Annotated in this window: 15 protein-coding genes; 5 read left to right on the top strand and 10 right to left on the bottom strand. The window is 67.6% G+C overall.

The genetic code is table 11. The features are described from left to right. The first annotated feature begins 89 nt into the window (after positions 1-89). Positions 90-818, top strand: a complete 729-nt coding sequence (locus ACIGII_RS11315; RefSeq protein WP_399638179.1) for a response regulator — start codon at positions 90-92, stop codon at positions 816-818. A 23-nt stretch (positions 819-841) separates the two neighbouring features. On the opposite strand, the gene recO is transcribed toward ACIGII_RS11315, so the two are convergent. The 9 genes from recO to rpoE all read right to left on the bottom strand — a co-directional run bounded on the left by recO (position 842) and on the right by rpoE (position 9,358). Continuing rightward, positions 842-1,564, bottom strand: coding sequence for a DNA repair protein RecO (gene recO / locus ACIGII_RS11310; RefSeq protein WP_399638177.1), 723 nt, complete (start codon positions 1,562-1,564; stop codon positions 842-844). Between the two features lie 32 nt (positions 1,565-1,596). After that, the gene (gene era, locus ACIGII_RS11305) at positions 1,597-2,493 is read right to left on the bottom strand and encodes a GTPase Era (protein WP_399638176.1); all 897 of its coding nucleotides are present in this window, start codon (positions 2,491-2,493) and stop codon (positions 1,597-1,599) included. Then, the gene (gene rnc, locus ACIGII_RS11300) at positions 2,490-3,170 is read right to left on the bottom strand and encodes a ribonuclease III (protein ID WP_399638174.1); all 681 of its coding nucleotides are present in this window, start codon (positions 3,168-3,170) and stop codon (positions 2,490-2,492) included. The genes era and rnc overlap by 4 nt, the downstream gene beginning before the upstream one ends. Continuing rightward, positions 3,160-3,537 carry a DUF4845 domain-containing protein gene (locus tag ACIGII_RS11295; RefSeq protein ID WP_399638353.1) on the bottom strand — a complete coding sequence of 126 codons (378 nt, stop codon included), beginning with the start codon at positions 3,535-3,537 and terminating at the stop codon, positions 3,160-3,162. The genes rnc and ACIGII_RS11295 overlap by 11 nt, the downstream gene beginning before the upstream one ends. A 39-nt stretch (positions 3,538-3,576) precedes the next feature. Then, positions 3,577-4,371 carry a signal peptidase I gene (lepB, locus tag ACIGII_RS11290; protein WP_399638172.1) on the bottom strand — a complete coding sequence of 265 codons (795 nt, stop codon included), beginning with the start codon at positions 4,369-4,371 and terminating at the stop codon, positions 3,577-3,579. A 24-nt stretch (positions 4,372-4,395) separates the two neighbouring features. Then, positions 4,396-6,186 (bottom strand): translation elongation factor 4, encoded by a 1,791-nt coding sequence (gene lepA / locus ACIGII_RS11285; protein WP_399638352.1) that lies wholly within the window; start codon positions 6,184-6,186, stop codon positions 4,396-4,398. 145 nt (positions 6,187-6,331) lie between these two features. Then, entirely contained in the window at positions 6,332-7,852 is a 1,521-nt protein-coding gene (locus ACIGII_RS11280; protein ID WP_399638171.1) for a DegQ family serine endoprotease, read from the bottom strand. Positions 7,853-7,919: 67 nt separating this feature from the next. Further along, on the bottom strand, positions 7,920-8,741 hold the full coding sequence (locus ACIGII_RS11275; protein ID WP_399638169.1) for a sigma-E factor negative regulatory protein: 822 nt from the start codon (positions 8,739-8,741) through the stop codon (positions 7,920-7,922). Then, positions 8,738-9,358 (bottom strand): RNA polymerase sigma factor RpoE, encoded by a 621-nt coding sequence (rpoE, locus tag ACIGII_RS11270; protein WP_399638167.1) that lies wholly within the window; start codon positions 9,356-9,358, stop codon positions 8,738-8,740. The genes ACIGII_RS11275 and rpoE overlap by 4 nt, the downstream gene beginning before the upstream one ends. 213 nt (positions 9,359-9,571) lie before the next feature. Here rpoE and ACIGII_RS11265 point away from each other — a divergent pair, with 213 nt between their 5' ends. The 4 genes from ACIGII_RS11265 to ACIGII_RS11250 all read left to right on the top strand — a co-directional run bounded on the left by ACIGII_RS11265 (position 9,572) and on the right by ACIGII_RS11250 (position 14,181). Then, positions 9,572-11,635, top strand: a complete 2,064-nt coding sequence (locus tag ACIGII_RS11265) for a 3-hydroxyacyl-CoA dehydrogenase NAD-binding domain-containing protein (protein ID WP_399638165.1) — start codon at positions 9,572-9,574, stop codon at positions 11,633-11,635. A gap of 295 nt (positions 11,636-11,930) precedes the next feature. Further along, positions 11,931-12,794, top strand: coding sequence for a pirin family protein (locus ACIGII_RS11260; protein ID WP_399638163.1), 864 nt, complete (start codon positions 11,931-11,933; stop codon positions 12,792-12,794). 61 nt (positions 12,795-12,855) lie between these two features. Next, the gene (gene aqpZ, locus ACIGII_RS11255) at positions 12,856-13,584 is read left to right on the top strand and encodes an aquaporin Z (protein ID WP_399638161.1); all 729 of its coding nucleotides are present in this window, start codon (positions 12,856-12,858) and stop codon (positions 13,582-13,584) included. Between the two features lie 135 nt (positions 13,585-13,719). After that, positions 13,720-14,181 carry a hypothetical protein gene (locus ACIGII_RS11250; RefSeq protein ID WP_399638159.1) on the top strand — a complete coding sequence of 154 codons (462 nt, stop codon included), beginning with the start codon at positions 13,720-13,722 and terminating at the stop codon, positions 14,179-14,181. 39 nt (positions 14,182-14,220) lie between these two features. Here the strand turns inward: ACIGII_RS11250 and ACIGII_RS11245 are convergent, their stop codons facing one another. After that, entirely contained in the window at positions 14,221-15,072 is an 852-nt protein-coding gene (locus tag ACIGII_RS11245) for a pirin family protein (protein WP_399638158.1), read from the bottom strand. Between the last annotated feature and the right edge of the window lie 113 nt (positions 15,073-15,185).

The raw sequence follows: 15,185 nt of genomic DNA, 5'->3' as shown, positions 1-15,185 counted from the left end.
AGCGTGGACTGCCGTGCGTTCAGGCGCCGACGCTTGCAGGACGCCATATCGTGTTTAATATGCACATCGCTGACATGGAGGCAGCCCCAATGCAGATGACCCCGAGGGTTCCCATGCCCCGATTCCTGCTCGTCGAGGACGACACCATCAGCCGCGGCTTTTTCCGGGCCGCGCTGGAAACCCTGCCGGCGCAGGTGGACACCGCCGATTCACTGGCCTCGGCGCTGGAACGCGGCCGAGGCAGCGAACACGATCTCTGGCTGATCGACGTGAACCTGCCCGACGGCAACGGCAGCGAGCTGCTGCGCGCCCTGCGCGTGTCGCGCCCGGACACCCCGGCGTTGGCCCATACGGCCGATGGCGACACCAGCATCCACGCGCGGCTGCGCGATGCCGGATTCAGCGAAACCCTGGTCAAACCGCTGTCCCGCGAGCAGTTGCTGCAGGCGGTCCGTCGGGCGTTGGTCAACAGTCCCGGCAGTGCCGCAGCGGCGTCCACCGGCACGGGGACCGACACCGAGCGCGAGGATTGGGACGAGATCACCGCCCTGGCGGCCCTGAATGGGCAGCGCCAGCACCTGATCGCCCTGCGCGAGCTGTTCCTGGCCGAGCTGCCCGGCGTCCGCGACGCCGTGGCCCAGGCGGTCCAGCAGCACGACCTGGGCACCCTGAAGGGCCAGCTGCACCGCCTGCAGGCCAGCTGCGGCTTCGTCGGCGCCGCGCGCCTCGCGCGCGCGGTACGCCAGCTGCACCAGGCCCCCGAGTCCAACGGCGCCCACACCCAGTTCAAGGCGGCGGTGGATTCCCTGTTGCATTAGGCACCCCGCAGATACGCCCCCCATCACCGCCTGCGCGCCAGATCCTCCAGCATCTCCCACGACTTCAGCCCACGCCCGCCCAGATGGTGCAGCAGCACCGCACGCATCCCCCGGCGCAGGCTGGCCAGATCCTCCGCCCCGGGCGCGACATCGCCGGCCAACGCCAACAGCGCACTCCCGGTCGCCGTGCCCCGCCGCGGGTCCACCCCACGCTCGCTCAACAGCCGTCGCGGTCCCTCCAGCGGATCCAGCTCATACCGGGCTGCAGGATCGATCGCTTCGCCGTCATTGCCATGGGCCAGGTCGAAACCAAACCCCAGCGCCTCCAGCAGGTCGCGTTCGAAGCGGCGCAGCGTCCAGGCCAAGGGCTCGGCCGCCGCCAGCCGCTGCCTCACCTGCGCGTAGTGGTCGTACAGGTCGGGCAGCGGGTCCTGGCGCGGCGCCAGCCGCATCACCAGTTCATTGACATAGAAGCCGGCGAGCATGGCATCGCCGTTCAGGCGCGGCGCGGCGTCCAGCGCCTCGGCGCCGCGCAGCTGGGCCAGTTCGCCGCGCTGCACGGCGCTGAAGCGGATCCACTGCAGCGGCTGCAGGGCCGCGCGCAGCGCCTGGCTGCGCGGACTGCTTACCCCCCGGGCCAGCAGGCCCAGCCGACCGTGCTGTTCGCTGAGCACTTCGACCAGCAGGCTGGTCTCCCGCCAGGAGCGGGCATGCAGCACGAAGGCCGGTTCATCGTCGATACGCATGGCCTGGACGTGGCGAGGCTACCCTGCCGGGCTTACTCGTAGCCGAAGGCCTTCAGCGCGGCTTCGTCGTCCGACCAGCCTTCACGCACGCGCACCCAGGTTTCCAGGAACACCTTGGCCCCGAACAGACGCTCCATCTGCAGGCGCGACTTGGCCCCGATGTCTTTCAGGCGGGTGCCGGCCTTGCCGATCACGATGGCCTTCTGGCCCTCGCGCTCGACCCAGATCACCGCGCCGATGCGCAGCAGGTTGCCGTCTTCGACGAAGCGCTCGATTTCCACCGTGGTCGCATACGGCAGCTCTTCGCCCAGCTGGCGCATGAGCTGCTCGCGGACCAGTTCGCCGGCCAGGAAACGCTGGCTGCGGTCGGTGATCTCATCCTCGCCGAACATCGGCGGGGCCTCGGGCAGCAGCTTGAGCAGGTCGCGCACCAGCGCTTCCAGCCCATTGCGCTTCTGCGCCGAAATGGGGTGCACGGCGGCGAAGCTGCGGCCCTCGGTCACCTGCTGCAGGAACGGCAGCAGCGCGGCCTTGTCCTTGAGCCGGTCGACCTTGTTGACCACCAGCACCACCGGAATGCCGGCGTCGCTGAGCACATTGAAGGCCAGGGTGTCTTCCTCGTCCCAGCGACCGGCTTCGATCACCAGCATGCCGGCGTCCACGCCTTCGAGCGAGCCGCGCGCGGCGCGGTTCATCACCCGGTTCATCGCGCGCTTCTGCACACGGTGCAGGCCGGGGGTGTCGACCAGCACCAGCTGGCCTTCCGGATAGCTGGCAATGCCCAGCAGCCGGTGGCGGGTGGTCTGCGGGCGGTTGGAGACGATGCTGACCTTGGCGCCCACCAGGGCGTTGGTCAGGGTCGACTTGCCGACGTTGGGACGGCCGATGACGGCCACGCTGCCGCAATGATGGGGAATTGCTTCGCTCACTTGGAATCCAGTTGCTCGAGGGCGGCGGCGGCCGCCTGTTGTTCGGCCAGCCGTCGCGAGGCACCTTCGCCTTCGGTGCTGACGGCGGGATCGGCTACGCCGCAGCGCACGCGGAACGTCTTGGCATGATCGTCGCCCGATTCTGACACCAATTCGTACTGCGGCAGCGCCTTCTGTCGGCCCTGCAGCCATTCCTGCAGGCGGGTCTTGGGATCCTTCTCCGGCTTGCCGGTCGCCGGCAGCGCCTCCATGGAGGCGGCGAACCAGGGCAGCACCACCGCCTGGCAGGCCGCAAAGCCGGCGTCCAGGTAGATCGCGGCGACCACCGCCTCCAGCGCATCGGCCAGGATCGAGTCACGGCGATGGCCGCCGGACTTCATTTCGCCCGGCCCGAGGGTCAGGCGCTCGCCCAGTTCCAGGGTGCGGGCGATCACCGCCAGTGCGCCTTCACGCACCAGCTCGGCGCGGGCGCGGGTCAGCGCGCCTTCGTCGGCCTTCGGCCAGCGCTGGTACAGCGCATGGGCGACCATCATGTTGACGACGCTGTCGCCCAGGAACTCCAACCGTTCGTTGTTGGGCGTGCCGGCGCTGCGATGCGTCAGGGCCTGCTGGAGCAGGCCCGGATCCTGGAAGACGTGACCGATGCGGTCACCACGTTTGAAAGAGTTATTCGGCACCGCTGAGGGTCAATTCCTGATGTGCATCAAATTTCCCAACCACGTCGAGGTTGCCCACCAGGGGGCGACGCACTTCGTAGTTGACCTTCATGTTCCAGCCACCGCTCACGCGCTCGAACTTGACGTTGGCCGGCTTGACGCTTTCCGAGTAGCTCACGTCCAGGCGGCGGAAGAACATCTCCTGGACCTGGCCGGGCTCCTTGTTGGCGATGCCCGGCTCCTTGGCCAGGCCCTTGAGCGCGGTCTTCACTGCATAGAACTCGGAATACATCGGAAACAGCTTCATGCCGATGTAAAGACCGAACCCCACCACCGCCAACACGACCAGGAACGAGGTCAGGGTCATGCCACGCTGCGTTTTCATCATCTTCATTGCGATCTCCCCAGATGCGCGTTAGACATGGAATCAGTTGATGCCGGTGCCGATGCGGGACGGCTCGAAGCCATCCTTGCAGAACCAGCCCGAGCAGTTCAGCCAGATCAGGAACGCCTTGCCGCGGAGGTTCTCTTCCGGCAGCAGGCCCCAGAAACGGCCATCGTCGCTGTTGTCGCGGTTGTCGCCCATCACCAGGTACTTGCCCGCCGGTACGGTCCACTGCCCCTCGCCACGCGGGTAGTCGGTCTCCAGCACGGTATGGGTGCGGCCCGGCAGGTGCTCCACCAGCAGTGACGCGCCTTCGCCCTGGCCACGGTGCCCAGCATACAACCCCTTGCTCTCGTACTTGAGGGGGGTGCCGTTGAGGATCACCTGGTCGCCCTGGAAGGCGATCTCGTCGCCCGGGACGCCGATCACGCGCTTGATGAAGTTCTCGCCCTTGTTGGGATCGTTGTCGGAGTGGCCCGGGAAGTGGAACACCACCACGTCGCCGCGTGCCGGTTCGCCGATCGGCACGACCTTGGCATTGTTCAGCGGCAGGCGAAGGCCGTAGGCGAACTTGTTGACCAGGATGAAATCGCCGATCAGCAGGTTGGGCATCATCGAGCTGGACGGAATCTTGTACGGCTCTGCAATGAAACTGCGCACCACCAGCACGATCGCCAGCACCGGGAAGAACGCCCGGGAGTAATCCACCAGCACCGGCTCGCTGTCCAGCAGGCCGGCCCGCCGGGCGCGGCGCCGGGCGAAATACAGCTTGTCGGCGAGCAGGATCAGGCCCGACGCCAGGGTCAGTACGACCAGCAGGATTTCAAACAGTTTCATGCAGTGTCCTTGGGAACGGGAGCCTTACTTGTCCATCTGCAGCACGGCCAGGAAGGCTTCCTGCGGAATCTCCACGCGGCCCACCTGCTTCATGCGCTTCTTGCCTTCCTTCTGCTTTTCCAGAAGCTTCTTCTTGCGCGAAACGTCGCCACCATAGCACTTGGCCAGGACGTTCTTGCGCATCGCCTTGACCGTGGTTCGGGAGATGATCTGCGAGCCGACGGCGGCCTGGATGGCCACGTCGAACATCTGCCGCGGGATCAGGTCCTTCATCTTCTCGCACAGCTCGCGGCCGCGCCGGTCGGCATGGCTGCGGTGCACGATCAGCGACAGCGCGTCGACCTTGTCGCCGTTGATCAGCACGTCCACGCGGACGAACGGGCCGGCATCGAAGCGCACGAACGAATAGTCCAGCGAGGCATAGCCGCGGCTGACGGACTTGAGCTTGTCGAAGAAGTCCAGCACCACTTCGGCCATCGGCAGCTCATAGCTGATCTGCACCTGGCTACCCAGGTAATTGATGCCGATCTGGCTGCCGCGCTTTTCCTCGCAGAGCTTGATGATGTTGCCGATGTACTCCTCGGGGGTGAGCACGTTGGCGCGGATGATCGGCTCGCGGATCTCGCTCACCATGTTCACCGGCGGCAGCTTGGCCGGGTTGTCCATGTTGATGATGGTGCCGTCGGTCTTGAGCACTTCGTAGACCACCGTCGGCGCGGTGCTGATCAGGTCCAGGTTGTATTCGCGCTCCAGCCGCTCCTGCACGATTTCCATGTGCAGCATGCCCAGGAAGCCGCAACGGAAGCCGAAACCCATGGCCTCGGAGCTTTCCGGCTCGAAACGCAGCGCGGCGTCGTTCAACCGCAGCTTGTCCAGCGCTTCGCGCAGGTCCGGGTAGTCTTCGGCGTCGACCGGAAACAGGCCGGCGAACACGCGCGGCTGCATTTCCTGGAACCCCGGCAGCGGGGTCGGTGCCGGGTCGGCGGCCAGGGTCAGGGTGTCGCCGACCGGCGCGCCGTGCACGTCCTTGATGCTGGCCGTGACCCAGCCCACCTCGCCCGCGCGCAGGGCTGGCAGCACCTTGCGCTTGGGGGTGAACACGCCGACGTTGTCGACCTGGTGGTTGCGGCCGGTGGACATCACCTGCAGCTTGTCGCCGGCCTTGATCTGGCCCTGCATGACGCGCACCAGCGAGACCACGCCGAGGTAGTTGTCGAACCAGGAGTCGATGATCAGCGCCTGCAGCTTGTCGGTATCGCGCGGCTGCGGGGCCGGGATGCGATGCACGATCGCCTCCAGCACGTCCACCACGTTCAGGCCGGTCTTGGCACTGACCGGAACCGCGTCGGTGGCATCGATGCCGATGACCGCTTCGATCTCGGCCTTGGCGCGTTCGATATCGGCGGTGGGCAGGTCGATCTTGTTGATCACCGGCACCACTTCCAGGCCCTGTTCGACGGCGGTATAGCAGTTGGCCACCGACTGCGCTTCCACGCCCTGTGCGGCATCGACCACCAGCAGGGCGCCTTCGCAGGCCGCCAGCGAACGGCTGACTTCATAGGAGAAGTCGACGTGGCCGGGGGTGTCGATGAAGTTCAGGTGGTAGGTCTGCCCATCCTTGGCCACGTACGGCAGCGACACCGACTGCGCCTTGATGGTGATGCCGCGCTCGCGCTCGATCGGATTGGAGTCGAGCACCTGCGCCTCCATCTCGCGGGCCTGGAGGCCACCGCAAAGCTGGATGATGCGATCGGCCAGCGTGGACTTGCCGTGGTCGACGTGGGCGATGATGGAGAAGTTGCGGATATTCCGCATCGAATCAGAGGACATAGGTGGCGGCGGCGCGGCGCGTCGTCAGGATAACGGCACATTATCGCATGGCCGGCCCCTTCCCGCGTGCCGGGGGCCGGAAACGACCGGGCCCGCCGAAGCGGGCCCGGAAACGCAGCACTGGCGGGGCTTACTGCCCGGTCTTGACCGCTACGAAGCCGGTGGTGTTGCGGGTACGCGCCAGCAGCATGACCACATCGCCCTTCTTGTAGCCGGCCAACGCCTTGTTTAGCGCAGCGACGCTGCCGACCGGGGTCCGGCCGACCTGCAGCACCACCATGCCCGGCGAGAGGCCGGCATCGCGGGCGCCCTGGCCGTTCACCCCGGTGATGCGTACGCCCTCGCCCGACTCCAGGCCGAGCTGCTGGCGCTGCGGCGCGGTCAGGTCGGCCACCTCCAGGCCCAGCAGGGCATTGGCGCCGGCCTGCGGCGCGGCGTCGGCGGCGGCCGGGGCCGCGGCGCCGCGTTCGGCATCTTCGGCCAGCTCGGTCAGGGTGGCGGTGATCTCGCGTTCGCGCCCGTCGCGCAGCACGCCCAGGCGGACCTTGCTGCCCGGCGCCTGCGCGCCGATCAACGGCGGCAGGTCGCTGAAGGTGTTGATCGGGGTACCGTTGACCGACCGGATCACATCGCCCACTTCCAGCCCGGACTTGGCCGCGGCACTGCCCGGGACCAGATCATTGACCAGCGCACCGCGGCTGTCGGGCAGGTTGAAGCCCTGCGCGACGTCGCCGGTGATCGCGCCGACGATCGCGCCCAGCTGGCCCCGGCTGACCCGCCCGTTCTTCTTGATCTGCTCGACCGCGCCCATGGCCAGGTCGATCGGAATGGCGAAGCTGATGCCCATGTAGCCGCCTGAGGCGGAGAATATCTGGGAGTTGATGCCGACCACTTCACCCCGGGTATTGAGCAGCGGACCGCCCGAGTTGCCCTGGTTGATCGCCACGTCGGTCTGGATGAACGGCACGTAGCGCTGGTCCTGGCCACCGGTGCTGCGCCCGACCGCGCTGACCACGCCGGCGGTGACCGAGTGGTCCAGCCCGAACGGCGAACCGATCGCGACCACCCACTGGCCCGGCTTGAGCGTGTTGGAATCGCCCACGCGCACGGTGGGCAGGTTCTTCGCATCGATCTTGAGCAGGGCCACGTCGTACTGCTGGTCGCTGCCGACCACCTTGGCGGTGAACTCGCGGCGGTCACCCAGCTTGACCTTCACCTCACCGGCGTCGGCCACCACGTGGTGGTTGGTCAGCACGTAGCCGTCGGGCGAGATGATGAAGCCCGACCCCATGCCGCGGCCGCGGATGCTCGGGCCCGGGTCCTCGCCACCGGGCTGGCCCGGCATCTGGAAGTCCGGGCCGAAGAAGCGGCGGAAGAATTCGGGCATTTCATCCTCGCCCGGACCCGGACCGGCGCCGCGCGCCTGGCGGTTGCTGCGCACGATGGTGGTTTCGATGTTCACCACGCCCGGCCCAACCTGCTCGACCAGCTGGGTGAAGTCCGGCAGGCCACTGACCAGCGGCGCGGCCGGGGCACGCGGGGCGGCGGCCTGGGCGGCAGGTGCCGCGGGAGACGGGGACTGCGCGCAGGCCACCAGCGGCAGGGTGATGGCCAGCAGGGCCAAGGCGTGCGTACGGATACGGGCGGTCATCAGACTCGAACCTCCGGGTCAGGGGTCATCAGGGGGAAAGGGACGGCAGCAGGAGATCGAACCGGGCTCAATCGGCGCCGTCATCCTGCAGGCGCGGTTCGAACGGATAGAACGCGGCCTGCGGCTGCTGGGAACGGAAACTGGCATTGAGCGCGCCCTGCTCGCCCAGGCTCGAACGAGGCCAGGGCCGCGCCTGAAGGCTGCTGACATCGCCGAACGGCAACGACCGGCCGGTCGCGGCCGGTACGGTCGGCGCCAGAGGCGCCTGACTGGCGACGGCACGGATCGGTTCGACGCTACGGCTGGCCACGCTGCGCGCGGCCTGCTGGGTACGGGTGGCGCTGTTGCGGCGCGCGGTGGCCGCGGCAGGCACGGTCGCCACGGCCAGGGCGGCGTCTGCCACGACGGCCGGCACGGACGGCGAAGCGGGCGCGCGCGGCGGTGCCGGGGGCAGCTGCGCCTGGCTGGCGATGACCGTGGTCGACGGGACCGGCGCGGTCTCGCCGGGCAGCGGCTCGCGGGAGATGAACAGGGCAATGGCGGCGACCGAGGCGGCCAGCGCCGCACCGCCGCCCATGCGCAGCCAGCCGCGCCGGCGCACCGGCGTCGTCGGTGTCGTCGGTGTCGCATTCGACTCCATCGGGCGCGGCTCGGCGGCCACGGCGAGCTGGATACGCTCGGCAAAGCCCGACGGTGCAGGCGCACAGGCCTGCCCGCGCAGCACGTCGCCCAGCAGCTGCCAGCGCTCCTGGCAGCGCGACAGGTCGTCATCGTGTTCCAGCCGACGCACCAGGAAACGCGCCTGCTCCAGCGGCAGCTCACCGTCGACCAGCGCCGACAGCTGCTGGCGGTGGTGGGCGTCGAATGTGTCGGGATGTTGATTGCTCATGCGCGGCTCTTCTCGCGGGTGGCGCTGCCGATGTCCAGCAGCGGCCGAAGTTCAGTGTCGATCGCCTCGCGGGCGCGGAAGATCCGCGACCGCACGGTGCCTATCGGGCACCCCATCTTCTGCGCGATGTCCTCATAGCTCAGGCCGTCCACCTCGCGCAGGGTGATGGCCGACCGCAGCTCCTCCGGCAACGCCGCCACCGCCTTCATCACCGTGTTCTCCAGTTCCTGGCGCATCAGCTCGCGTTCGGGCGTGTCGGTGTCGCGCAGGCGGGTACCGCTGTCGAACTGCTCGGCATCGCCGATGTCGATGTCATCGGTGGGCGGGCGGCGGTTATGGGCGGCAAGGTGGTTTTTGGCGGTGTTCACGGCAATCCGATGCAACCAGGTATAGAACTGCGCATCCCCGCGGAAACTGTTGATCGCGCGGTAGGCGCGAACAAACGTGTCCTGGGCGACGTCCTGACATTCACTCCAGTCGGCGATGTAGCGCCCGATCAACGCAACGATCCGGTGCTGGTACTTGCGCACCAGTACGTCGAACGCCGCGCTTTCGCCGCGCTGCACGCGCCGGACCAGCTCCAGGTCCAGCTCCTGTGGTGTTTCAACCTCGGCCATGGGGGGCCGCACTCCTGTCAGCCCAACCGACGTCGGGCAATGAGACTGCCAATCCCGGGAAAAGTTCAGCGCCCATCCGTGAACGCCGCACCAGCTTTTAACTACGGTTCCGTTAAGGTTCCCTTTCTCCCCCTGCTATTGGGATTTGACGGGGGGGAAACAACCTCTGGATCATAGCCCCCTTCTCCATACACAACCGGATGGAACGTCCCCATGCTTTCAGGCTTCGATGGGCTCCGCTTCTCACATTGGCACCCCGAGATCCGTGACGATGGTGTCGTGGTGCTCAGCCTCGACCGCCAGGACAGCAGCGTCAATGCGATGTCGCAGGACGTGCTGCTGGAACTGGGCGATCTGGTGGAACGCCTGGCCCTGGACCCGCCCAAGGCGGTGGTGGTGCAGTCGATCAAGGCGGCAGGCTTCATCGCCGGCGCCGACCTGAAGGAATTCCAGGAATTCGATCGCCGCGGTACCGTCAACGACGCCATCCGCCGTGGCCAGACCACCTACCAGAAGCTGGCCGAGCTGCCCTGCCCCACCGTGGCGGCCATCCATGGCCACTGCCTGGGCGGCGGCACCGAGCTGGCCCTGGCCTGCCGCTACCGCGTGGCCTCCAACGACCCGTCCACCCGGATCGGCCTGCCCGAGACCCAGCTCGGCATCTTCCCGGGCTGGGGCGGCAGCGCGCGCCTGCCACACCTGGTGGGCGCGCCGGCCGCGATGGACATGATGCTGACCGGGCGCAACCTGTCGGCATCGGCCGCCCGCAACATCGGCCTGGTCGACAAGGTCGTGGCCCCGGCGGTGCTGCTGGATACCGCCGTCGCGCTGGGCCTGTCGGGCACCACCCGCCCGCTCAGGCAGCGCCTGACCGCCTGGGCCACCAACACCTGGCTGGCGCGGAAGCTGCTCGCGCCGCAGATGGCCAAGCAGGTGGCGCGCAAGGCGAAGAAGGACCACTACCCCGCCCCGTATGCGCTGATCAACACCTGGGCGCGCACCGGTGGCAGCGGCATCCAGGCCCGCCTGGATGCCGAGCGCCGCGCCGTGGTCAAGCTGGCCGGCACCCCGACCGCACGCAACCTGATCCGCATCTTCTTCCTGACCGAGCGTCTCAAGGCGCTGGGCGGGAAGGACCATGGCATCCGCCACGTGCACGTGGTCGGCGCCGGCGTGATGGGCGGCGACATTGCGGCCTGGTCGGCCTACAAGGGCTTCGAGGTCACCCTGCAGGACCGCGAGCAGCGCTTCATCGACCCGGCGATGGAGCGGGCCCAGGCGCTGTTCGCGAAGAAGGTACGCGACGACGCCAAGCGCCCGGCGGTCGCCGCGCGGCTCAAGGCCGACCTGGCCGGTGACGGCGTGGCCGTGGCCGACCTGGTGATCGAAGCCATCATCGAAGACGCCGAGGCCAAGCGCGGCCTGTACCAGACGCTGGAGCCGAGGATGAAGGCCGACGCGCTGCTGACCACCAACACCTCGTCGATTCCGCTGGTGGAACTGCGCGACCACATCCAGCGCCCGGCCCAGTTTGCCGGCCTGCATTACTTCAACCCGGTGGCGCAGATGCCGCTGGTGGAGATCATCCACCACGATGGCATGGCGGCGGAAACCGAGCGTCGCCTGGCCTCGTTCTGCAAGGCGCTGGGCAAGTTCCCGGTGCCCGTGGCCGGCACGCCGGGCTTCCTGGTCAACCGCGTGCTGTTCCCGTACATGCTGGAAGCGGCGACCGCCTACGCCGAAGGCATCCCCGGCCCGGTCATCGACAAGGCCGCGGTGAAGTTCGGCATGCCGATGGGCCCGATCGAGCTGCTCGACACTGTCGGGCTGGACGTCGCCGCTGGCGTTGGCAAGGAACTGGCGCCGTTCCTGGGCCTGCAGATTCCCGCCGCGCTGCAGACCGTGGAACCGGGCAAGCGCGGCAAGAAGGACGGCCAGGGCATCTACAAATGGGACAGCGGCCGCGCGCAGAAGCCGGACGTGCCGGCCAACTACCAGGTACCCGACGATCTGGAAGACCGCCTGATCCTGCCGCTGCTCAACGAAGCGGTCGCCTGCCTGCACGACGGCGTGGTGGCTGACGCCGACCTGCTCGATGCCGGTGTCATCTTCGGCACCGGCTTCGCCCCGTTCCGCGGCGGCCCGATCCAGTACATCCGCGCCACCGGCGCCGATGCGCTGGTGGAGCGCCTGAAGGTGCTGCAGCAGCGTCATGGCGACCGTTTTGCCCCGCGCCCGGGGTGGGACGCGGCGGTGCTGCGCGAACCGGTGATCTGACGATTGATTGACCAAAACAGAAACGCCACCGCCCGGTGGCGTTTTTGTTTGCCGTTGGTTGGTTGATCCCGATCTGCGGACGTTACGTAACAATTCGTAGCCCCGGCCGTTGGCCGGACACCGCGCGCAGCGCGGTCCAAGCATCCGAAGGCGGTTGCGCAACGAGGTCAACCCACCAACATCAAACGCGGGCGACCTGCGGTTGGCTGGAACAACCTGTTACCCGAACGGGCCATGCACCGGCCCGACCCGCGTGCCATCCTTTCGACCTGTCCCCGCCAGCGAGAAAGCCCGCATGACGACCATCATCGCCCCGCGCGTCCATGACATCGGCGGCCTGGAAGTGCGCCGCGCCGTGCCCAGCATCCAGGCCCGCAGCGTGGGCCCGTTCGTGTTCGTCGACCAGATGGGCCCCGCGGTGATGGGCGCCGGTGCCGGCATCGATGTGCGTCCGCACCCGCATATCGGGCTGGCCACCGTCACCTTCCTCTGGTCCGGCGCGATCGGCCACCGCGACACCCTGGGGTCGGACCAGGTCATCCGCCCCGGCGACGTCAACTGGATGACCGCTGGCCGTGGCATCGCCCACTCCGAACGCACTCCGACGGTGGAACGCGAACACGACCACCCCATCCACGGCATGCAGACCTGGGTGGCGCTGCCGAAAGAGTTCGAGGAAACCGATCCCGGCTTCTTCCACCACAGCGCCGCCACCCTGCCCCAGCAACGGCGCAACGGCGCCTGGCTGCGCATCATCGCCGGAACGGCGTATGGCGAGGAGTCTCCGGTGAAGGTGTTCGCCGGCACGCTCAATGTAGCCATCGATCTTGATCCCGGCGCCGAGCTCGACCTGGATACCGGTCACGTCGAACGTGCCCTCTACATCCTCGAGGGTGACGCACAGCTCGACGGCGTCGACCTGCCCGCCCAACACCTGGTGATTCCCGAAAAGAACGCGCGTGGCCGCTTGCGCGCCAAGACGCCGTTGAAGGCCATGCTGCTCGGTGGTGAACCGCTGGATGCGCCCCGCCATCTCTGGTGGAACTTCGTTTCCAGCTCCCAGGAACGCATCGAGCAGGCCAAGCACGACTGGGAATCCGGACGTTTCGGCACCATCCCCGGCGATGACATGGAATTCATTCCACTGCCGGTGCGCTGAGCACACGCCGCATTGTCCGATTTCCGCCGTGTTCCCCCTTGGACACTCGTGGAGATTCCCGATGAGCATGGGCAAGCGCGTGGTTGCCGAATTCCTCGGCACGTTCTGGTTGGTATTGGGCGGTTGCGGCAGTGCCGTGCTCGCCGCCCACTTCGGCGGCGAGGGCAACCCGCTGGGCATCGGGTTCCTTGGCGTCGCCCTGGCCTTCGGCCTGACCGTGTTGACCGGCGCCTATGCGTTCGGCCACATCTCCGGCGCCCACTTCAACCCCGCGGTGAGCGTCGGCCTGTGGGCCGGCGGCCGCTTCCCCGCACGCGAGCTGCTGCCCTACCTTGTCGCGCAGGTCCTGGGTGGCCTGCTGGCCGGTTTCATCCTGCTGCAGATCGCCTCCGGCGCCCCCGGTTTCCAGATCGACGGGGCCCAGGCCGGTGCGTTTGCCAGCAACGGCTACGGCGCGCTGTCGCCGGGCGGCTACAGCGTGGCGGCCGCATTCCTGTGCGAGGTGGTGCTCACCGCCATGTTCCTGGTGGTGATCATGGGGGCAACCCATGGGCGCGCCCCGGCCGGGTTCGCCCCCTTGGCCATCGGCCTGGCCCTGACCCTGATCCACCTGATCAGCATTCCGGTCACCAATACCTCGGTGAATCCTGCGCGCTCCACCGCCGTGGCGGTGTTCGCCGGCAGCGGCGCGCTGGGGCAGCTGTGGTTGTTCTGGCTGGCGCCGCTGCTGGGCGGAATGATCGGCGGAATGGTCTACCGATGGATCGGCGCGGAGCCCTCACCTCGCTAACCGGCTTCAGATTCAATTGAAACGGTTATTTGAAGATCCAGTCACATTCCGTTAAGGTCAAAATCACCAGGCCGTCACCTGGCGGGTGGAAACGCCCCTCGGGGACGGTGCGGCCAATTCGACACGGGGGAACGTATGAAGATCCTGCACGCCTTGGTAATGCTGGGGCTTTCACTCACGGCCGGTGTGGCATCGGCACAGTCGGCGGCCAGATGTCCTGCCCTGCCCGCCGCCAGTGGACTGCAATGGCAGGAAACGACGCAATCCACGTACGTGCTGTGCAAGGCCGTCGATACCGGCGGACGCGAGGTGATGACCTTGATGCTGACCGGTCGTGACCCCGAAATTCCGCTGTCCCGATCGCTGCGGCAGGAAAAAGGCGGCTTCGCCGGGGAGTCGCTGTACTGGTACCAGCCCGACCTGGGCGGCCAGGAGCCCCCGGGGTATGCCACCCGCCGCATGACCGTGGTCAAGTTCGACAAGAACCAGTACGCGCAGATTTCGCTCTATCCCAGCGATGCCAGCGAACTGCGCTCGCTGCAGTCGATGTCGCAGGGCCTGAGCCTCAATCCCACCGCGGTGGCTGCCGAGCGGTGACATCGGGTAGCGCCGACCGTTGGCCGGCGCTACCGGGTTTCAGAAGCGGCCTTCCTGGAAGTCCACGAAGGCCTGCATCAGTTCCTGCTTTGTATTCATCACGAACGGCCCATGGCGCATCACCGGTTCGCGCAACGGACGCCCCGCCACCAGGATCAACCGCGCGCCCGCGGCACCGGCGCGCAGTTGCAGCAGCTCGCCGCCGCCCAGCACCGCCATCTCCTGCCGGTCGACCGGGCGGGCATCCTCGCCTTCGCCGATCGCCAGCGTGCCTTCGAACACGTACGCAAACGCGTTGTGGCCTTCCGGCAGCGCGTAGTCCCAGCCCGCGTCGCCGTCCAGCTGGATGTCCAGATACAGCGGATCGGTGGCCGGCTGCACGATCGGGCCCACCGTGTCGCCCACCTGCCCGGCAATCACCTTGACCTGCACGCCCGGCGCCGGGGTGACCACCGGAATGCGATCCGGTGCGAACTCCTGGTACTTCGGGTCGGTCATCTTGTCGCGCGCGGGCAGGTTCACCCACAGCTGGAAGCCGCGCATCTGCCCCGACTCCTGCTCGGGCATCTCCGAATGCACCAGGCCGCGGCCGGCGGTCATCCACTGCACGCTGCCGGGGGTGAGCAGGCCTTCGTTGCCGTGGTTGTCCTTGTGCCGCATGCGGCCATCGAGCATGTAGGTCACGGTCTCGAAGCCACGGTGGGGGTGGCTGGGGAAGCCGGCGATGTAGTCCTCGGCGCGGTCGGTGCCGAATTCATCCAGCAGCAGGAACGGGTCCAGGTCCGGCAGCGAGGGGCCGCCGATGACCCGGGTCAGGCGCACGCCGGCCCCGTCGGAGGTGGCCATGCCACGGATGGTGCGCTGCACGCGCACCGGGGTTGGGCTGCTCATGTTGACTCCGGCCAAAGGAAGATGGATACAAGATGGGCGCAGCCCCTGGAGGCGCCAACCGTCATGCCCGCAACCGATTGTTCCAAGCGTGGTGTTCTGTACCCGTGTACGAC

The organism is Stenotrophomonas sp. NPDC077420, from assembly GCF_044543385.1.
GTDB lineage: Bacteria > Pseudomonadota > Gammaproteobacteria > Xanthomonadales > Xanthomonadaceae > Stenotrophomonas.
This window is presented reverse-complemented; position numbering and strand designations above follow the sequence as displayed.